This is a genomic window from Candidatus Pelagibacter ubique HIMB140 (genome assembly GCF_025558165.1).
Classification (GTDB): Bacteria; Pseudomonadota; Alphaproteobacteria; order Pelagibacterales; family Pelagibacteraceae; genus Pelagibacter; species Pelagibacter ubique_T.
Window position 1 is genome coordinate 645,002 of sequence record NZ_LAMZ01000001.1, and the last position, 20,667, is coordinate 665,668.

At 32.8% G+C, this 20,667-nt stretch carries 13 protein-coding genes; 2 read left to right on the forward strand and 11 right to left on the reverse strand.

The annotated features are described in order from the left end of the window. Window positions 1-2 precede the first annotated feature (2 nt). From VP90_RS03540 to VP90_RS03580, 9 genes are read right to left on the reverse strand one after another with little or no spacing between them, the layout of a single operon-like run. Window positions 3-5,720, reverse strand: a complete 5,718-nt coding sequence (locus tag VP90_RS03540) for a LamG-like jellyroll fold domain-containing protein (protein ID WP_262589723.1) — start codon at window positions 5,718-5,720, stop codon at window positions 3-5. 6 nt (window positions 5,721-5,726) lie between these two features. Continuing rightward, window positions 5,727-9,422, reverse strand: a complete 3,696-nt coding sequence (locus VP90_RS03545) for a PilW family protein (RefSeq protein ID WP_262589724.1) — start codon at window positions 9,420-9,422, stop codon at window positions 5,727-5,729. 1 nt (window position 9,423) lies between these two features. Next, window positions 9,424-10,239 (reverse strand): hypothetical protein, encoded by an 816-nt coding sequence (locus VP90_RS03550; RefSeq protein ID WP_262589726.1) that lies wholly within the window; start codon window positions 10,237-10,239, stop codon window positions 9,424-9,426. Beyond that, window positions 10,239-10,814: a prepilin-type N-terminal cleavage/methylation domain-containing protein gene (locus VP90_RS03555; RefSeq protein ID WP_262589727.1), complete on the reverse strand. Its 576-nt coding sequence runs from the start codon at window positions 10,812-10,814 to the stop codon at window positions 10,239-10,241. The genes VP90_RS03550 and VP90_RS03555 overlap by 1 nt, the downstream gene beginning before the upstream one ends. Window positions 10,815-10,820: 6 nt before the next feature. After that, a complete protein-coding gene (locus VP90_RS03560; protein WP_262589728.1) occupies window positions 10,821-12,110 on the reverse strand; it encodes a type II secretion system F family protein in 1,290 nt (429 codons plus the stop codon). Window positions 12,111-12,113: 3 nt separating this feature from the next. Further along, window positions 12,114-13,865 (reverse strand): GspE/PulE family protein, encoded by a 1,752-nt coding sequence (locus tag VP90_RS03565; RefSeq protein WP_262589729.1) that lies wholly within the window; start codon window positions 13,863-13,865, stop codon window positions 12,114-12,116. Window positions 13,866-13,892: 27 nt separating this feature from the next. Then, window positions 13,893-15,509, reverse strand: coding sequence for a secretin N-terminal domain-containing protein (locus VP90_RS03570; protein ID WP_262589731.1), 1,617 nt, complete (start codon window positions 15,507-15,509; stop codon window positions 13,893-13,895). Next, window positions 15,509-16,726 (reverse strand): LysM peptidoglycan-binding domain-containing protein, encoded by a 1,218-nt coding sequence (locus VP90_RS03575; protein ID WP_262589732.1) that lies wholly within the window; start codon window positions 16,724-16,726, stop codon window positions 15,509-15,511. The genes VP90_RS03570 and VP90_RS03575 overlap by 1 nt, the downstream gene beginning before the upstream one ends. Next, the gene (locus VP90_RS03580) at window positions 16,726-18,492 is read right to left on the reverse strand and encodes a PilN domain-containing protein (RefSeq protein WP_262589733.1); all 1,767 of its coding nucleotides are present in this window, start codon (window positions 18,490-18,492) and stop codon (window positions 16,726-16,728) included. Before VP90_RS03580 ends, VP90_RS03575 begins: the two co-directional genes overlap by 1 nt. 135 nt (window positions 18,493-18,627) lie before the next feature. Between VP90_RS03580 and VP90_RS03585 the strand changes: the two genes are divergently transcribed. Then, window positions 18,628-19,620, forward strand: a complete 993-nt coding sequence (locus tag VP90_RS03585) for a type IV pilus twitching motility protein PilT (protein WP_262589734.1) — start codon at window positions 18,628-18,630, stop codon at window positions 19,618-19,620. Between the two features lies 1 nt (window position 19,621). Here the strand turns inward: VP90_RS03585 and VP90_RS03590 are convergent, their stop codons facing one another. After that, window positions 19,622-19,930 (reverse strand): hypothetical protein, encoded by a 309-nt coding sequence (locus tag VP90_RS03590; protein WP_262589735.1) that lies wholly within the window; start codon window positions 19,928-19,930, stop codon window positions 19,622-19,624. On the opposite strand from VP90_RS03590, the gene VP90_RS03595 reads away from it, so the two are divergent. Further along, window positions 19,899-20,264 (forward strand): hypothetical protein, encoded by a 366-nt coding sequence (locus tag VP90_RS03595; RefSeq protein WP_262589736.1) that lies wholly within the window; start codon window positions 19,899-19,901, stop codon window positions 20,262-20,264. The genes VP90_RS03590 and VP90_RS03595 overlap by 32 nt on opposite strands. On the opposite strand, the gene VP90_RS03600 is transcribed toward VP90_RS03595, so the two are convergent. Continuing rightward, complete coding sequence (locus tag VP90_RS03600; protein ID WP_262589737.1) at window positions 20,265-20,654, reverse strand: ATP-binding protein; 390 nt, start codon at window positions 20,652-20,654, stop codon at window positions 20,265-20,267. Between the last annotated feature and the right edge of the window lie 13 nt (window positions 20,655-20,667).

Consider the following 20,667-nt stretch of genomic DNA (forward strand, 5'->3'; position numbering starts at 1 on the left):
AACTATCTATTATTCCAAGATATAGGTGTAACAGTTACAGCGTTTCTGCTACCAATTGCTTTAACAATTCCAACTTCTTGATTTAAAGTTGTATCTCCATAAACGAGCTTAACTTTTATTCTTCTATTACCTGGAGTGAAATCACTAGTGTCTGTATTTTGATAGTATACTTTTTCTAGCTCATCTCTCCATTCTTCAATAGTAGGAACAGTATTTGCTGGTGGTGTTATCTTTAAAGGAGAATTAGAAGACCCAATAAATGTAGCTGATCTTGACCAGCCAGATGTTAGTGCATTATCTCCCGTTGTATTAATTTTAACTGTATCTTCATCACTTATAAAAATACTATTTTCACTGCCATCATTATAAAACGATACTTCTGCTCTAACTGGGCCTAATACTACAGCTATATTGTTATCATCCTCTTCAATAACTGCCCCTGTGTAATCTCCAACACTACCTCCAAATCGAACAATATATCCCTCAACATCCGAACTAGCAGCACCTTCTCGTGTCATAATTTTTGTTGTTGATGAGGAAGTGGTCTGCTTGAATGTTAAATAATCATTATCATCAGCTGCAGGATGAGAGCTCATCCAGTTTGCTGTAGCGAATGGTCCAACACGTACACTCGACTCTGAGGAACGCAATGTTGTCTGATTACAACTAGCTTCGTTTTCAAGATCATCATCGGTTAAAGATGTGTTTATCCTTACGCGCCAAAACTCTTTATCTTTCCATGGACCAGAAGTATATCTCCAAAAACCAGACCTGTATAAACCACCCTGACATTCATCAGTACCATTGACCCAAGCCTCTTTATTATTAGAAACACCAAGTTCTTTTAGGGCATCCAAATCTGCTGTTGTTGTAACATTTGCTAAATAACCTTGAATTCCACATAAGTTTGCATAAGTTGCCTGAAAATTAGCTTGATTGTAATTTAGTTCCTTAATATTCAATTGATAGTAATGTTCTGCATTGGTTGGTTTTTTAACATCCCCAATTAATACTTCTATTTCTCTAGTTCCTGCTGTTGATGCATTGTGTTCAAAATACATTGACTTAATTAAATCTAAATAATTTTTACAAGTAGCATCTCCTGTTAATGTGACAGTAGCTGTCTCATTGTTTGTGGCTGATAAACCTAAAGCACTAAGCTCATTTGTTCCAGCTACTAATTTATCACCACTTTGAGAACCAGTTTTTATCTTAACGATAGCTTTTGATACCCTTCTATCATAAAGTTTAATTACTCTTTTAGTAGCTATTCTTATAATTGGGTCTTCATCATTTTCCATTCCACCATATTCAACAATAATTCCTCTTATTGAGTAATCAGAATAAGAATCGTCTGGACCATTATTCCAATTATGCAAATCATTCCAAGTTAGCTGCTGACTCTCTGAAAAGTGAGTTCCTAACATGTGTACACCATGTTCTGTTCCTGCAACGTTATTTGGCTCATCTTCGCCACTCCAATTTCTAAAAGGCATTCCATCAACAAATACTTCACCAATTTGCTGGCCCGATGGGTTTGCTCTTGTCCAATCTGGTTCACCACGATTAGGTTGCCCAGATTTTGGTAAAGTAATCTCTTCTTGGTTTGCAGATGGATCTTCACTTGCAGTTCTGTTTGGAGCAAATGCTAAACCTCTAGCATTCCACAACATTCCTTCTGGTCCTGTTACCCATCTCCAAAAAGGACACTCATCATTATCTACTGAGTCATCCACATTGCTTAAACTTGCATTAAAGAAAGTTCTAGTTCTATTTCCAGTTATTGCAGCGTTAGTTTCTAAAGCAATTTTAGGATCTTTGTAAAATAGTTCTATACCTGATTGAGACTGAGGATTGTTATTTGAACTAGAAATTGTTGCGGTTTCTTTTCTGTAAAATTCATTTTGAATACCTTCTAACTCCCATAACTGTGCTGTGCTTGCTGTGTAATTTGAAAATGAGGTAGAATTTATATTTTCTCTAGTATCAAGATCTACAAGATTAAAAGTGGTATTTGAGACAACTCTAACCCTGTAAAATCCTGTACCAAGTTGAGTCATCCCATCTACATTCATTTGATTGGAGGAGCTGATATCTGCAATTTTTATAATATCGTCATGTACCAATCCATGATTTGAACTTGTAGTAATAACAGCAGGATTTGCTTTAGATATTGATGAAATTGTTATTGCAGAAACTGTGCCTCTGTATTTTTCAACAATATTTCTCAAATAGTTAACCGAAGAGCCGTAAGATTGACCTCCTCTATACATTGTGATGTTCTCAAAATCTCTTAAAGCTCTAAAATCTGCAGTAGCTTCAGCTCTATTATCTCTTTGTCTAAAACCACCACACTTATTTAAATCAGCATTTGAATTTTGATCATCTGAGGATGAAATTCCTCCCATCCATCCATTTCCAACTGCTTTATCTGTTACAATATCGTTTTCTTCTTCACTTGTTATAGTTGCTAGATAACCACTTTTTCCAAAGTAATCTAGTTGTCTTGCAAGTGAGAAGCCTTCGTTCATTCTTCTATTTTTATCATTGAAGATATCATTATTTGCATTTGAACTTGCTCTTCTTGGAAATTCATAAAATTCATAAAAATGGTTATAACCATCACGATGTTCATTTACATGAAGAGGGCCAAGTGAGAATAAAATTGTTCTTTCGCCTAGTGAAGGAGTTGTAACATCATCTGCATCTGGATCAGTTCCATCTGTACCATCTGTTCCTTCAACCGCATAAGGATTGTCACCATCCTCTGCATCAGGTTCTAATGTATTGTAATATTTGACAGACTCAAACGCTTGTTCCCATACATCAATGTCATCACACGGTGCATCAGACTCGTTTCCTGAATACAATGTCCAAACTTGAGGATTAAAATTTGTAGGTGTTTCGCTTATGTCTAATGAAGATCCACCTGTAATTGTTGAACCAGATGTATTTTTCCAAACTCTGTTATTATACCAAACAAAATCATTTGCATTATATGAAGTTGCAGGACTCCAATTATCTGGTTTTCCAGAATGGACTAAAGTTAATACTCCAGTATAAGCATTCCAACCTAAGTAATCATCTGATGTATTATTATCTGATGCAGAAGTGTTATCTGCAGTAATTGCTGAAGGATAATCTTCTGCACTTGTATCAATTTGCAATATATCCTCATAAACATCAGGATTATCATCAAGATCAAGATCATTTAAATCACCATCATTATTTCCATCTATAGCTGCAACATAAGTATCCGCCTCTATAGTAACTCGTGCCATACAAAAGTTTGTATCACTATAATTTACTTCATCAGTATCATCTGTGTCACCATCTTGGTTAATATCATGCTCTAAGCTAAAATGATCATATCCACCATATTCAACCACGTAACCTGTAATACAGTCTAATCCTCCAGAATTACAATTTGGAATTCTTCTTAAATCATTCCATCCACCATCAGTTCTGCTGTCCCTATTTATTTCCATATCGGCATAAGGTTCAGCTGCATTATTGGGTTCGTTTGTTTGCCAATTGGTATAAGAAACACTCATTCCCATTAATGGTCCAGACTCGGATTGCATGTTGGTAGCACCAAGTGTTGGGTCTCGCCAATCTGAATTAGAAAGCCATAAATAATGCTCGTCATCAGAACCGTCTAATCTTGCTCCATAATATACAGCTCTAGTTTCTCCGGCGGCTACATGAAAAGGAGTTACATCCGTGCATCCTGAATCTGTACTGTTATCGCACATAACAGCATCTTTAATAAATTCATTTTCAGCTGCACTTTCAATTGAAACCAGATATCCTCTCATACCACCGCATGTTGATTGTTCTGCCCTTCTCTTTGCTTCCCACCAATCAATAGAGTCGCCGTTGTATCCAAGATCGCTTGAAATGTTTGGTGCTGTTGAAAAATATTTGTAATAGTGACCGTAGCTATTATCCCCTGATGAAGATTTAAATTGAACTCCATCACATCCACTACCTAAAACTTCTGACCAATCATCTTCTTCAAAATCAGCATTTGCACTTTTTCCGTCATCTTTTTCTAAATAATAAAGTTTATCGTCATACTCTACACAATCACCCTCGTTGTAAGATGAAGAAGCACTAAAATCTGTAAAAGTAGTTGTGTTATTGCATTGCTCCATCGCTCTTTTGTAGACATAGAAATTGGTATTAGTGTTATCTTTAGTTTGAATATTAATGTCTCCATCAGTACCTAATTGACCAACATAAGTATTTAAAGGTGTGATCAATGGAGTGCCCTCTTGACCTGTAAGGTCATTTAAATCTTCTGAAGTTAATGCTATTTTTCCATCTCCAACGTCACCTTTTTGAACTGGAGCACTCACAATTAATTCCAAAGGCACTATTTGGTTTTGTGGACCTTTTCCACATGACAAAATTTTGTAATAAACTAAATCTTCACCTGGAGGAATATTATAAACAGGAGTTGTATCATGATCTACTTCGATTTTATTATCATCTGGATCTTCATAATCCTCTTTTGCCGTCTCCCATTTAGTTCCTTTAGTTCCAATTCCATAAATTGTTGCATCATTTTTTCTATCCGCTCCTCTAGAAGTATTAGAGTCTTTTGCGGTGTTACCAGAACCTTCATTAAATTTATAATATGAAACAAGGCCAGGTTCTGAACCTGATAATCTTCTTCTATTATTATTTGCAATATCAGTACCTGTTCTAGAAATATTCCATATTCTCATTTCAGAAATATTTCCCTTCCAAGGGACACTTTGGATTTTTACATCTCCAGTTAAATAACTATTGGGAGAAAAACCATGAAGACCTTCACCAATTGCGAGTGGCCAATGGTCTCCTTCAGGAAGTGTTTCAGGTTGATTTGTGTATCCAGATTTTGCTCTAGCACCAATATCTGCATTATAAGTTCCAACCAGTGTTCCATTTTGGTAAATTCTTACATTTCCAGTATCAGTCGAGCCAGGCGTTCCTCCATCCCAAACCCAGGCAATGTGTGCCCATTTATCTTTAACAGGGGTACCTACAGTATTTCCTTCGCCTGCTAAAACTACTTCTCCTAATCTAGGTGACCAATCATCATCCAAAACTTTAAAGACCAAATCCCACTCTCTACCCCACTCAAAGGCGTGCATATTATATTCAGATCCTGTCTGTTTATTTTTGATCCACATTTCAATTGTGAACTGATCAGTTGGAAAATCCTTAAATTTTTCAACTAATGCAAACGATCTATCAGTATAGGTCGTATCTCTTTCAGTATTTGCTTTTGAGCCCTGTTCAGAAAAATAGATTGATCTAATTACATCTGAATGTCTCATAACAAAAACTTCATAGGACATATCCTCAAATTTTTTGTCATCATTACCTAAGTCTGACGTAATTCTTTTTGCATAAAAAATATCTTTACTTGAATTGGTGTATCCATGTCTATTCAGACATTTATTGTCGGAATTATCTACATGAAGAGAGTTTTTTATATCGACTAAAGAGAAACTATTTGAATTAAGTTGATCTGAAATCCATTTTTGACCCTCTTGTAAACCAGTCTCAGCTGCTAAATTTACTTGTTGCATAACTGAATTTCTTGAAACACTTTTTAAATCATTGTCATAATAGAAAAACATTGCTCCTGTCATTATTGATAAAGCAGAAACGACAGCGATAACAAAAACTAAAACAAATCCTTTTTCTTTTTGATTTTTTAAGTTCATAATTTATTAAGAATCACTCCATAGCTGTTGTCTATCAATATAGTTGTGAGAAGTTTTGCATCTATTTGAAAGCATTCCGATTGTTACATCTTCTCCATCTACAGTTACTGTTTTTTCTGCAATTTTAACAGATGGTTGAACAGATCTTTCTGGAAAATCAAAAGTAATAACTGCTTCATCTAAGTTACTTGTAAAAGGAACGGTTTGTCTTCTAAAAACTTTTTCACCTTCCTTTCCATAAATATATCCCTCTATAGTCATAGCAGCCTTAGTTTTGTAAACTGAAATATTTTCCATTGCTGTTTCAGAGCAGTCTACTCTATCAACATAAACTTTTTCTGTTGTGGCAAGTTGATTTCCTCTTAAGTCAGTTGCGATAATTCTAACTGCAAAATATTTTTTATTAGCTGGTAAATTTGCCCATCTAATATCTGTGTCATCATTTAAAACTAGATAAAATTTATCATCTTTTTGATCTATTCTAAATCTTGTTTCGTGATCGACGTCTTTATCTGAGTCGTCATTTGGTACTTCACCAAGATTAAATCTCACAAAATCATGTTCATCTGGCTCTTGTGCATCGTCCCCTGTAGTTGTTACATAAATTTGACCAATTACTAAATCTTTGTTTGAATCTTCTGGCATATCAAAATTTGTCTTATCACTGATAACGGTTGTTCCGTCTGCTTCTTTAAAAGAAACACCAGATGGCGTTGTATTACCTATATTAAAACCAATATAAACTTTTTTAATATCAGAAATTCTAGTGTTCGATGTGTCTTCAGTTTGAACTGCGTAATAAAAAGAGTCTTCATGAGCTTCACCATCATCAAAACCAGTTGGTAATGTGTCGTACTTAAAAGAACCGTCTGCATAAACATGCATTTTTCCACCTGAGGCAGTTGTAGAAACTATTGCTCTTGCACCACTATAACTTGCTTTATTTCTAGTATCATACATCTCACCAATATTTGGTAGTTCACTATTGTTTGCCCAAACTGCAGTAACTGCTCTCCATGTTCCACTTAACCGACAATCCATTGTCCTATCAGAGCCATCAACACTTTGTGTTTTGTGTGTAGCAGTCTCGGCCAAATCTCCAGTTACGGTTCCAATCTGCGCACAACTGTTTGTGTCTGAATTAGCATCAACCAATACTTCTAGGTGTTCTCCCTGTGGATCATAAGATTTGCTTAATAATCCATAAACTCTGTTTATAGTTTTGTAATCTTCATCCATGTAATAGTATAAATTCTGTGCTTTAGGCATTGGTTTGTTGGCTGCAGTTTTTGTAGGAACGTACCTTGGTAGTCTTGCAATCTGTATATTTGAATATCTATTGTCAGGTTGTGAAAAAGAAACGATTGCAACTGAACCTCTTTGAAATCTTTTAAAATTTGCTTTTTTTAAATCATCTCTATCTTGGCTTCTCCCGGGTAAAGCAACTTCTGTTCCCGAGTCCGCTTCTGAATATGGAAATGTAGATGAAGTATGGTCTTTTAAAGTTCCAGTACTATCAAAACGATAATCAAAAGCAGTAAATCTTTGACTTAATGTATTCGATAGATGTGGTTTATTTTCAATATTTGCTCTAAATTTATTTGGATGAAATGTCATGGTGATAGTGTTTTTTACACCGGTGTTTCTTCCCCAACTACAGTTCCATCTATGCGTAGCTCCGGGGTTGTAACTTATTCTAGAAAATGATCTTCCGCGGCTACTACAATTTCTAAAACCAGTATTTGTTGGTCTAGTATTATCAAATCTTGCAAATAATCTATCATAACCCAAGGTATTATAATTCATTTGTTGAGAGCTGCTTGGAGTTGACCAACCAGTTAAATGACTCATATTTGCATGTGAAAGATAAGATCCCTCTGATTTTCCACAATTCCTTGTATGGCTAAATTCATAACCTTTAAAATGATGTAAATGTATTGCTGATTGATTGCCTCTAGCTCCCCACCATGACCACAAATACATATCATAAGTCATATCCGCAGGTTCTCCCCACCAACTGTTTTTCTCTGAAGCAGACAAACTATCCCATTCGGCCTTATCAATTCCTCTAAGAGAGTTTTTTAATTTTGTATCAAAATCACTACCTCCACCTAATCTTTCGTAATCAATTCCAGCACACGCTCTTATTTTTCCATCAGGCCATTTTTTTTGAACTACACTTGGTCTTTGATATCCAGCAGCAAAACCTAACATATCATCATCCATCCAAGCGTTCATTTGTGGATTGCAGTCTGGATAACCACCTGAACATATCATTCCTTTCAAAACAAAAGAATCATATTGATCAGTTGATACTAAAAATGAAGGAGATGCTAAGTTTTGTTGTATGTAAAAGGATCTTCCATCATCAGTTAAATCATAATTTGGTCCTCCGTTATAACTTGAAGAACCTCTGCTCTCATAGTTATCTTTTCCATAAGTAAACCCTTTGGGTTCCCAGGTATGAAGATTGATATCTGAAAATTGTGGAGCTTCAAACTTCATAACTCTGATAGTATAGTCTTTATAAGCTTCATTTTGATCTTCCCAGCCATCTCCGTCACAATTAGTGTCTAAATCAGCTTTCAATCTTATGTTAAAATCTTGATATCCATCAGAATTAAAACTGTAACCTGTATCAGTTTTGTTTAAGTCTCCAGAAATTGTAATAGTTCCATTCCATTCACCATCGTCTGCTACATTATCATTATCAAGATCGTCATAACCAGAAGTTGCCGTTAAACCTGGTGGAATAGTCGTATCAGCACTAACTGTTACTAACTTTAACCTCATTTCACTATGAGTAACGTCCGGGATCCCTGTTACCTCTGGTGGTTTTTCAGTTCTGAAAACAATATCATCGTGAGTTCTATTTAAAGCTGTTGTGCCAACTTTTTCACCTTGATGTAAAACTATTACATCATCATTAGTTACAAAATTAGATAACTGAATGTCTCTAGTTAAATTGTTTGAACATTGAGCTTTTAAACTACCTGTAAATGGTATTACAGGATCTCTATTTTCATGCAAATCTTCCTCATCATAAACATAAAATGTAGACCCTCCAAAATTAAGATTTCTCATATAAGCGGAGGCAGTATAAGTTTCAGATACTTTTTCATCTACAGATTCTAATTGTACCTCAAAGTCAATATGTTTACTTCTAAGTCTAATTTTAAATTCATCAAAAAATTGCGCTACAGGCATCCAATCAACATCAACTACAGTGTTAGAGTCGCTCTCGTCACAATTATTAGTGTTCCAAATTTTCTTCTTTAGAACTGTTTTTTCAGTTTCTGGTGAGTAAGGTATTTGTAATTCATATTTAATTAATTTTCTTCTAATGGTGCCGTCGTTTTCTTGTGTATCAAAACAAAATAAAACCTTTTCTCCATACTCTGTATCATCAGCAACCTCTGTTTCATCATCATCATCATTCAACACTTTTACTGGTTCTTGGACTTCACCAAGCGAACTATCAGGATGTTTATACCCAGCCATTTTGCTATCGTATTGCAACATATGAAGTGCAAAACGAGCCTCTTGCTTCATATTGTTATGATTAATTTGTCTGACAAATGTTCCCTGAAAATTACTATAAATTGTATAAGTAGCTCCCATAACAATTGTTGAGACAACTACAGCAACTAATGCTTCTGCAAGAGATAATCCTTTTTGAGTAACAAATTTTTTTAAATTCATTTTAAGTTCCAGCTAAAAATAGTCTTCTAAATTTTTCTTCAATTTTGTCTTGTTTAATAATTATTGTTACTTGTTTTTTTTTGACAGTTTCATAAACATCAACACCACCCTCTTGATCTGTAACTCCATCGTTATCTTTATCAACAGGTACATCTTTTTCTATTTCTTCAATTTCAAGCAATCTCTTATCCCCAGTTCTTGCAGGACCAAGATGTTTCTTTAGCAGAGCTCCCCAATTATCTAAATCGGCCAAAACTTTTTGGTTGGTTATTGTTGCTTTATATGTTGAATCTTCAAACTTTGTCATATCCAGATCATCATAAGGATCTAAACTACCTTCAGCATTAGATATAAAAGTAATTGGTGCATTTTTTGTTGCATCTGATGCCATGTTTTTGTTAGGTGTATCATCAGGAACATCTGATCTTTCTAATGATAGTGTAGTGTTGTTGTCATCATCAAATTCAGTTGAATCTGTAATTTCATACTTGCCACCAACTCCTTCAATAATAATTTGGTCACCATCTCCTGGTAATTGTGCTAGACCTTTTACCTTCAGTGAAGCACCTGCGGTTGTATCAGCAAAAACTCTTGGGTTTCCATATTGTGCAGCTACAGGATTGTAAACAGCCGCAAGTTCCTCAAACATTAATTCTACCGCATAAGCAGCTTTGTCAAACTTTCGTAAGTTTGCAAAATCTCTTTCTTGATAAGATTGTAATGTCATAAATACAGTTATAGCTACACCTAAAACACCTGCGGCGGTCATCCCCTCAACCAATGAAACTCCTTTTTGAAATTTGTATTTAATGTTCATTACATTCTTGTCCCATTATTAAAAAAGCCTGTTTCATAAGTGTGTAAGTACTCTTTTTTTCCTCCTGCATTCGAAGAAGATTGCATCTCTCCTCTAGCATTTTCAGGTGATGATCCATCAGGTAAAAAACAAAAAAAATTATCTGAGGCAGAAACTTTAGTGCAGTTTCCAGTTGTAGATGTACATCTACTAATTGTCATATGCTCGAGTTTTTTTGTTAAGTCTGCAAGCTTCGTTCCTTTATCGTTTGTACCATCAAAATCAGAACATTTAGTAGCTGTAGATTTGTGATACTCTACATTGTATCTATTCAAGCCTTGTGCCTGCCATACTTCTAAATCTGCAGTAGTGTTAGTGGTATCATTTACAATTCTTATTGTGTATGCATTTCCATCTTCCAACGAAAGTTGTCTAACATAATTTATCTGACCTCTAATTGTTGCAAGGTCAGTTTCATAATTTTCTTGATCACCAAAGTTGTCAATAGCTGGAAATCCTACAGCACCTATAATTGATATGATACCAATAGTGGTCATTAACTCTAAAAGACTGAAGCCTTTTTCTTTTTTCTTCATTGAGATTTATCCTACAGCTTGACCAATACTGAAAATTGGCATGTATAAAGCAATCATTAGAACACCTATAATTGCACCAATTATAACGATCATCAATGGTTCAATAATTGAAGAAAGAGCCGCAACAACACCATCAAATTCTTCTTCATAATATGTTGCAATTGACTGGAACATTTCTTCCATATTTCCTGTCCGTTCTCCAACAGCTGTTAGCTGGGAAAGCGCTGGTGGGAATATGTGCTCTTCTTTTTTTAATAACTCAGACAAAGTTTGTCCTGTTACTATCTGCCTACCAATTCTTTCCAGTGCATAAATAAAGACAAGATTGGTCGTAACAGATTTTGAAATCTTTATTGTGTCGATAATACTTACACCAGCTCTAGTTAGATTTGCCATAATCATACACATCCTAGAAACCGTTGCCTTAACAATTAAATCTCCAAATAATGGAAATTTTAAAAATCTTTTATGCATCACATGTCTAAAACTCTCAATATTTTTATACATAAAGTTATATGTGACCCTAATAATTATTATTATTCCAACTATTTTCATTATGTTTGTTGGGTTAGCGATAAATCTACTAGCATTAACGATAACTAATGTTGCTGCTGGAAGTTGAACACCCATTGAGCCATACATTTTTTCAAAAACTGGAACAACTTTCCATAACATGAAAATTGTAATGACTGTTGCAACAGTTAAAAGCATTATTGGGTAAAATAATGCACTCTTAATTCCTGATTTTATTTTAGCGTTCTTTTCTAACAACTCTACCAGTTTAATTAAAAATTCATCCAACTTACCACTAGCCTCACCTGCAGATATCATATTCAAATAAATATTATCAAAAACTTTTGGATGCTTAGCAAATGCATCCGTTAAATTCATACCTCCATTTAAATCTTTTATTATTGCATGAGCAGTCATTTTCATTTTCATATGTACCGTTTGATCTCTGATCATTCTTATAGACTCAAGTATAGGAAGACCTGCTTTAATCATGGTCGAAACCTTTTTGGTAAACTGTAATAATTCTTTTTGAGGAACCGTGGCCCATGGACCAAAATTTAAATAAATATTTCCTTTTGCAAAAATAATTGGAGCGTTACTTATTGGAATATCATCTAGTGATGGAGGTCCTTTTGCTTCTGACTTGCCGTTCCCTTTTTTGATTGAGGTTACAATTATTTTCTTTTTCCTAAGTTCTAGAGCAGCTTTTTTTGGATCGGATGCAGAAATTACACCAGTAATTTTTTTTCCAGCTTGAACACCGGCGTATTGAAATGTTGCCATAAATTAAACTACTAAAATTCTAGAATATTCTTCAACAGACAATATACCTTTTTTTATAAAATTTCTGCCTATAACTTGCATAGTTTTAAAACCATCCTTGATAGCCACTTCAAGCATCTCATCTCCTCTAGCATCTCTTAAGATTGCAGCTTCTAAGTTGGGAGTTTTTTTTAATACTTCATAAATTCCTTGTCTACCTTTGTATCCAGTATTATTACATTCAGCACATCCTGCGCCCATTTTGGGGGTAAAAGTATTTAGGTCTTCTTCTTTAAATCCAAGTTGTAATAAACTTTCTTTAGTTGCTTTTTCGTCATCAACAGTACAAGACGAACAATTTTTTCTCGCCAATCTTTGCGCAACAATCAAACTTAATGCTGATGCAACCATGAAACTTGGAACACCCATGTTAACTAATCTTACAACTGTAGAAACTGCATCATTTGTGTGAAGAGTACTTAATAACAAGTGTCCAGTTAAAGCTGCTTTAATTGCAATATCTACGGTAGATTTATCTCTTATCTCTCCAACTAGAATTACCTCGGGGTCTTGCCTTAAAAAGGATTTTAATATCGCTTCAAATGTTAAACCAATTTCGTTATTAGCTTGGATTTGACCAACACCTTTCAAATAAAACTCAACTGGGTCTTCAGCAGTCATTATATTTGTTCCAGGATTATTTATTTTTTTAATACATCCATAAAGAGTTGTACTTTTACCACTTCCTGTTGGCCCTGTTACCAAAACCATTCCTTGAGGAGCTGTTATCGCGGTAACTAAATTATCATAATCCTCTTTATCAAGACCTATTTGTTCTAATCCAAGATCAGGTCCAGCAGCAAGTAAACGCATAACCACTCTTTCACCTTCTTTTGCTGGAATAACTGAAAATCTAACGTCTATATCTACATCATCTTCATTTTTTGGTTGTGGATTTTTAAATTGAAGTTTTCCATCTTGAGGAAGTCTTTTTTCTGAAATATCACAACCAGACATAATTTTTAATCTAGTAATTACTGCATTGTAATTCTCCATCAAAAATTGTTTGAATTGTAATTGTTCTTGGAGAACACCATCTTTTCTAAATCTAACTCTTGCTTCACCTCTTCTAAAAATTTCAATATGAATATCACTGGTACCACTAAAAAAAGATTCATTTAAAAGTTTATCAACAAATTCTACAACAGCATTTTCACCTTGTGTAATTTTAACATTTGGAACTTTTACGTTTAAATTTGGTTTTGAAGTTGGTGATTTTTTAGCTTCAGCATTTGTTGATGATGCAGATTCTTGTGTTGCTTCTATTACAGATTTAAATTTTAGTGCTTGATCTAAGTTAGATGGTTTTGCAACATACAATTCAACATTGCATCCTGTCATACTTTTAATTTTACCTGCTAGGGTAGATTTAGTTGGATCAAATAAAGCAATTTTTAAAATTCTCCCAATTAGTTCAAATGGAAGCATTTCATTTTCCATTATAAAATCTTTTGGAAGTTTTTTTATAGCATCTTTTTTAATACTTTGCTCAGTTAAAATTATTTTACGTAAAGCATAGTTTCTTGATACGGCTGAAACAATATCATCTTCACTAACCAAGTTATCATTGATTAAATATTCCAAAACACCAAGAGGTACCTTACCGTTACTTTCATATTTTTTTTTAGCATCATTAAAGTTGGCCTCAGATAATTTCCCACTAGTTTTTAGAAGGTTGGAAATCTTAATACTAATTTCAGGATTAATTGAAGGCATGTATAAAGTTATAATAAAAATTATAACTTATACAACATTTGCACTTAAGAATATCAACAGTTGAGTTTTATCGTCTTTATCAGTAGTTTGTCTAAATAATGCTCCTAGTAGTGGAATTTTTGAAAAGAACGGCACATAAGTTTCACTATTTTCTCTAGTATTTTTATAAACACCCCCAAGCACAGCTACATCTCCTGCATTAATTTGAACTACAGAAGTAAGTGATTCCTCGTTCGTTACAACGTCGTCACCTGCGTCTTCACCTGGTGCATCATTCGCAAGTGTTAATTCAATTTTTACTCTACTTTCTCCTACAATTTCTGGGGTTACCGTGATGCTTAAATTTTGTGGAATTTCTACTGTGGAACCTGCAACATCACCAGAAGCTGGAATTACTTTTAACAGAGTTGTACCTTGAGTAAGAGTTGCAGACTCACCATCCATTGCAAATAGTTTTGGATTTGAGACTGTTTCAGTATTAGAATCTTTTACTGATGCTGTGATTACAGCTTTGATCTTTGTCATTCCTATATTTCCTAGCAAAAATGCTCCTCCTGCCAAATTGACTGCGTCTGATAAATCTGCATTTGATATAGCCTCAGGACTCGAGTCAGCAACAGGTGTTACTGAAGTTGTGTTACTAGGATTTGTATCAATTCCTGCAAAAGTTATTCTATCACTTCCGTTTTTAGTTGCTTGGGCATTCAATGCATCAATGTTTGCACTAAAGTTTTTGTTAAAGCCATCAGTTGCATTTACAATATAAGCTTCAATCATTACTTGTTTCTTTTCTAAATCAATTTTATTCAAAATATTCTCTGCTTGATTTAGCTGTGCATAAGTTCCTGTGATTACAATTTGATTATTTTTTTCATCATCTACCATTGTAAAACCTTCTGCTTCGCCCATTATCTCTCCAAGAGATTCTACTAGATCTGTTGAGCTTTGATAGAAAACCTTAAATATTTCTGTAATCATAGGCTCATTGCTATCTCCTTCATTCGATACAGAACCACCAATTTCTAAAGAAGCTAAATTATTATTTTCTTCTATTGTGCTATCTATTTTAGATTTTTCTAATTCCGCAAAAAATTCTTTTGTATGAACTCTCAATAATCCAGAATCTTCATCAACTGTCATTATTAAACTATTAATATCTAGTATGGCATAAACAGCAGAGCCCCATTTAATATTTTCAAAATCTATAGTTATTTCACCATTAACTTCATTACCTATGATTATGTTTCTTTGAACCAATCCAGCAAATAATTTTAAAGCTGATCTTATATTCATGTTGTTAAGCTTTAAACTTACTTCAGTATCTTCTAAATTTTTAATTTTTAAATTTCTATCAATTAGTTTTAGTGATTTTTTTTCTTGTGTTTTACCCTCTGTTAGAGAGATTCTTCTTACTAGCTTTTCTTCTTTTTTATTTTTATTTAAAATTTCATTTGAGTCTTGATTAAATTGCTCTGCAGTTTTTCTGAAATTTTCTGCACTAGCTTTTACGTTGAAAGACTCAATTTCTTGAACAGCCCCTTTATCCTTTTGGTCATAAGCCATTTTAGGTCTTTTCGAACTACTGCAACTAGCCAACAGTAAAGAAAGTGATAACACCAAAAATAATCTAATAAAATTATTCATTAATTAAATAAATCCTCAACATTAGTTACGGTTTCACTTTCATTATCATTATTGTTATCATTATTTTCTGTTTGATTTTCTAAATTTGTATCATCATTATTATTTACATCATCATTGATTAAATCATCAGTATTTGATTGAGGTAAAGATGCAATTGCCATTCCCACAATTGGGGTATTAATTAAAAATTCATATTCAATATTATCCTCTAAAACAATCATTCTATTTTTTTCAATTGAAACTATTACACCGTCTCTATTTCCTATTCTGTCTCCTTCTCTAACCATAAATTCACTATTACTTATTTCTATGATTGCAAGGTTCTTTCTATCTATTTGAAAATCATTAATACTTTTCTTATCTAAGTTTTCATAAGAAATATTTTCATTTGTATAAATTGGAATTTTTACTAATTGATTTTCGTTTAATATAACTGTGTTTTTTTCAAAAGCATTAAATTCAATTAATTCACTTATTTCTCTTTCATATCTACCGGCAATATCAGCTATTGTTTCATTTTCATTTGTTACGTGAATAAAGAAAGGTAATAATAATTTGTCACCAATTAAAATAATATTTTCATCATCTAAATTATTGTAAGAAGCAAGTTGTGTTGAGCTTAAATTATATCTTTCAGCGATTGAATTTAAGTTTTGACCCTCTTTTACGATGTGAAATCTATTAGGTATAACAACTTTATCACCAGTTACTAATTTTCTTGATCCAGGATAAATTGCATTTGCAATTTCTATTTCTCTTAATGAAAACCCGTATCTAAAAGCAATTTTCTCGATTGTATCATTTTCGGATATTGTGTGAGTAGTAGGAGTTTTTGCTCTATCAATTTTTTTGATTTTAGCTCTTTGAAATTGATGATCAGACTCTTTACTTAAAGCTACTCCTTTCAATAAATAGTCCCTTAATGAATATGCAACAATCGGATCTATATTTAAAACTGTAACAATTTCTGTTTCTTTAGGTTCGGCTTCAACAACTTCAGTTACATCTTCTGTATTATTAAATATTTCTTCTGCTAATTCTATTTCAACAGTTTCTTCCTCGATCACTAAGTCTGTCTCAGATTCAACTGTTTCTTCAATTTTAATTTCTACAACTTCTGGTTCTCTTATGATGCCAATTTCATTAGTAAACGGATCACTATGAGAATTGCTGTGAAACAATACAATGATGATAGTTAATATATATCTAAATAACATTATTTTTTATCTGCCTTTAATAATTTTGAAACTACCGTTTCATCATCGAAAACCTCATTCTTAATAGGCTTTAACGATATCCTTGAATTAAATTTTTTAGTTATTTTTTCTTTTGGTAATTCTTCCTCTATGGGTTCAGCTTGTCCCTCGTCAGTATACAAAGCTAGTCTATCTTCTTTTGAAAACTCTACTAATGCCTCAATTTTTGTGTCATTGACACTCTCATTATTTGCAAAATTATCCATCATATTTACAACGGCTTGGTCATTCATCGCCACACCTGAAAATAAAATATTATTTTTCTCCTCAATAGCAAAAGTGGTTAATCTAATATCCTTTGGTACTATTTCATTTAAATTTGCATAAAGATTTGCTGTTGTTTTTAAGTTAGACCCAAATGAAGCAGCCGTTTCAGTGTCTTTTTTTATTTTTGCAATTTTAGCATTATAACCTTTTAAAAGATTTTTTTTGCCTTCAAGATCATCTTTTAAGTCATTAGCTGCACTCAATTTAGAAGAATTATCTAATAATTTTAAAATTTTAAATGGCATAACATGTCCAATAAAACCAAGGACAAAAATCATAGATATCATTAAACAAAAATTTCCTAAAGTTTTTGATCTTCTATTTATTTTAACTTGATTAAAGTTAGACAATAAATTTACTGACATTATTTCATCCGTTGGAAGATTAAATGAATTTAATTTTCTAGATGCAATACCAATAGCTTCTGAAGCTAAAGATTTATTATTAAGTGAGTCCATATATTTTTTTGCATCGTCAGAAAATTCAATTGAGTCCTCTGGATCATAAGTTTTAACCACAACATCACCTAATTGTCGTTCAATTCCTTTTGAAACATTCTTGATTTTTTTCTTATCTGTTATAATTGAAATAATACTAATAGGATCAAATTCATACTTAGTCTCATACTCAACTAAGTATTGCTTTATTTGAGAGCCAAGTCTTTCAAAAATTTCATCCCAAAACTCAGTTTCAACACTCTCAACTTCTTCAACTGTATCAAGTAATACTTGATCTGCCTCAATAATATTTAATTCCGAATATTGAAAACCTTTGTTAGAGCAAATAGTGATACTTTTTTCATCCTTAGTATAATTCAGCAATACATTTGGGGTTTCAAATCCTTCTTTACCAAGTAATAATCCTTGTGCATTCATGTTGGAAAAAGGAGCAAGATCAATAACAACTGGATTATAACCTGCTAATCTAAAAATATTAGAATAAGCCTCCACATATTTTTTCTCTAAAGTAACTAAAACTACATCCATAACCCCAAGTTCTTCGTTTGAACTCACAATAGAATAACTTGTTTCAAATTCATCTAAAGTTTCTGGAGTTTCATCAAACTGATCCCAAAATCCTCCTAAAGAAGTAGCTTCTATTAAGCTTTCATCATCCATAAATGGAATTTGTAAGTTATAAATTTGTGCTTTTGTGGTATCTAAAGAAACTGCAATGTCTTTAGTTTTAGTTTTAATAGAATCTAAAGCATTTTTTACTTGATCACTTAAGTATGTGGTTGCAGCTAAAAAATCTTGATCTTCTCCAATACCAGCAATTTGCTGGTTAGAGAAATTGTCAACTTTACAAATTCCCTTTTTAAATGAAATTTCTGCAGCCTGAATATATTTGTCTCTAAAAACTACACCAATCACTTTCTCTTTTTTTGAGTGATTTTTTCCTATTAGCTTTGTGATAGGAGAAAATATTTTTGCAATCGGAGGACCAATTTTATCAATCATAATTTTTTAAAAACCTAATAAAATCACAATAATAAATACCGAATCAGTACACAAGCATTAGTTGTGTTACTTTATATATATCTTTAAGTTAAAAAAAACTTGAAAAGATATAACTTTTAGAGCATCAAAACATTAATGAGTCTTCATGATAAATTAAAATCATATCCAAAAGAATATGATTTGTCAGATATTCACATTAGATCGAATCAACCGTTTGCAATAAGAGAAAATGGAGAGATCAAAGTATTTAATGAAGATATTGTTTCAAGACAAGACATAGAAACTTTTTGGAAACAATCTTTAGATAAAGCTCAATATGATTATTTAATAAGCAATGGTGATTTAGATTTTGCTGTTGTTGTTGATGGACAAAGATTTAGAGCAAATGGATATTATTCTTCATATGGACCAAGTATGGTTCTTAGAAAAATTATAAGTGAAATTCCTAACATTGAAAAACTAGGTTTGCCACCAGCAGCTCATGAAGCAATCACGCATAAAACAGGATTGGTTCTTGTTACAGGTCAAACTGGTTCTGGTAAATCTACATCACTTGCTGCAATGATAGACCAAATTAATTCTCACAGAGCAGAAAATATAATTACAATCGAAGATCCCATTGAATTTGTTCATCCTGCTAAAAAAAGTATTATTTCTCAAAGAGAAGTTGGAAAAGATACTGGAAGTTTTGCAAAAGCATTAAAGTCCGCATTAAGACAAGATCCTGATGTAATTTTAGTTGGTGAGATGCGAGATCTAGAAACTATTTCATTGGCATTAACTGCTGCAGAAACTGGTCACTTAGTTTTTGGAACTCTACATGCTAGTAGTGCATCATCAACGATTACTAGAATTTTAGACGTCTTTCCACCAGCGCAAAAAGAACAAGCACAAACAATGTTAGCAGGGTCAATCAGATTAGTAATGTCTCAACAACTTCTTAAAAAGAGAGGTGGAGGAAGAATTGGGTGTCATGAAGTAATGACAGGGACACCAGCAATAAGAAATTTAATTAGAGAAGGTAAAACAGAGCAAATTCAATCTACTCTTCAAACATCTGCTAAAGATGGAATGTTTACAATGGAAAAATGTCTTGAGGGTTTAAAGCTCAAAAAATTAGTTGAGTAGATTAATTTGAACTTTCAGTAAATCTTTGTTGCGGAACTATTGCGGAAAAGGTTCCGGTACCAGTGCAATTACTTTCAGTTTGTTCACCTAGGCCTCTGTTTACACTTGAAGGATTTGGGTTGTTTGCTCCTTCACATTTTAAATTGAAATCCACATTACCTTTTAGTTCAACCTCAACTTCTAAAAACTTAATATTGTTAGCTGTGGATTTTGTTATGATATTATTATAAAGATAGTTTGCTGCTAAAAATGCAAAAAAAGCTAAAAAGAATATTTTTATGTTATTTAAATTTTTTTTAAAATTTACCATCTTTATTATTGTTATAGCTTTTATTCCTAAAAATTCTAATGCAAATATTTATCAATTAAGTTGTAAAAATAAAAAAAATACAACAGTTTGGGTTTATTCAAAGAAGAGAAAACAAGTTATTTTAACTAAAATTAATAGTTCAAAAACAAAAGTAAATTTCAAGATGGGTAAACAAACCCCATCATCTTTCTCCTCTGTTGGATCTATTGGCGGACTTCAGACAAATTTAACTTACAGCCAAAATTCAAATGAATTAGCGTTGTTACAAAAATCATTAAGAGGGTCTAATCAATTTTATAAATGTGCAAAGCCAAAACTAGTTAAGGAGGAATAGTTAAAAAATTAAAGTTAAAGTTGTGCCGGGACCAACCTCATTGTGTTTGTACTCACAAAATTTCGAAGTTTTCTTTATAAAGTATACTCCCAAACCTCCAGGTCTGACTTTATCTAAATCTCTTGGTTTAATTGTATCTAATGGTACTTGTTCACCGTAGTCAGTAATTATTACTTTAAGCTCATTGTCATTTATAATTTCTAAATTTAAATCAATTTTTTGATCTTTTTTCATCTTATATGAATACCTAATTACATTTTGCAAAGCTTCATCAATTGCTAAAGTTACACTTGCTATTTCAATATTTGGTAGATTTAATTTGCAATATTCCTCTATTTTAAATCTTGTATCTTTTAACTCTGAAGGATTTGAATGCATTTTTATATTCATAAATAAATTTCAA

What these genes read in the sequence shown, in the direction of transcription:
- VP90_RS03570 (WP_262589731.1), bottom strand. Translation starts at nt 15,509, where the DNA reads ATGAATAATTTTATTAGATTATTTTTGGTGTTATCACTTTCTTTACTG.
- VP90_RS03580 (WP_262589733.1), bottom strand. Translation starts at nt 18,492, where the DNA reads ATGATTGATAAAATTGGTCCTCCGATTGCAAAAATATTTTCTCCTATC.
- VP90_RS03590 (WP_262589735.1), bottom strand. Translation starts at nt 19,930, where the DNA reads ATGGTAAATTTTAAAAAAAATTTAAATAACATAAAAATATTCTTTTTA.
- VP90_RS03595 (WP_262589736.1), top strand. Translation starts at nt 19,899, where the DNA reads ATGTTATTTAAATTTTTTTTAAAATTTACCATCTTTATTATTGTTATA.
- VP90_RS03585 (WP_262589734.1), top strand. Translation starts at nt 18,628, where the DNA reads ATGAGTCTTCATGATAAATTAAAATCATATCCAAAAGAATATGATTTG.
- VP90_RS03545 (WP_262589724.1), bottom strand. Translation starts at nt 9,422, where the DNA reads ATGAATTTAAAAAAATTTGTTACTCAAAAAGGATTATCTCTTGCAGAA.
- VP90_RS03540 (WP_262589723.1), bottom strand. Translation starts at nt 5,720, where the DNA reads ATGAACTTAAAAAATCAAAAAGAAAAAGGATTTGTTTTAGTTTTTGTT.
- VP90_RS03565 (WP_262589729.1), bottom strand. Translation starts at nt 13,865, where the DNA reads ATGCCTTCAATTAATCCTGAAATTAGTATTAAGATTTCCAACCTTCTA.
- VP90_RS03550 (WP_262589726.1), bottom strand. Translation starts at nt 10,239, where the DNA reads ATGAACATTAAATACAAATTTCAAAAAGGAGTTTCATTGGTTGAGGGG.
- VP90_RS03560 (WP_262589728.1), bottom strand. Translation starts at nt 12,110, where the DNA reads ATGGCAACATTTCAATACGCCGGTGTTCAAGCTGGAAAAAAAATTACT.
- VP90_RS03600 (WP_262589737.1), bottom strand. Translation starts at nt 20,654, where the DNA reads ATGAATATAAAAATGCATTCAAATCCTTCAGAGTTAAAAGATACAAGA.
- VP90_RS03575 (WP_262589732.1), bottom strand. Translation starts at nt 16,726, where the DNA reads ATGTTATTTAGATATATATTAACTATCATCATTGTATTGTTTCACAGC.
- VP90_RS03555 (WP_262589727.1), bottom strand. Translation starts at nt 10,814, where the DNA reads ATGAAGAAAAAAGAAAAAGGCTTCAGTCTTTTAGAGTTAATGACCACT.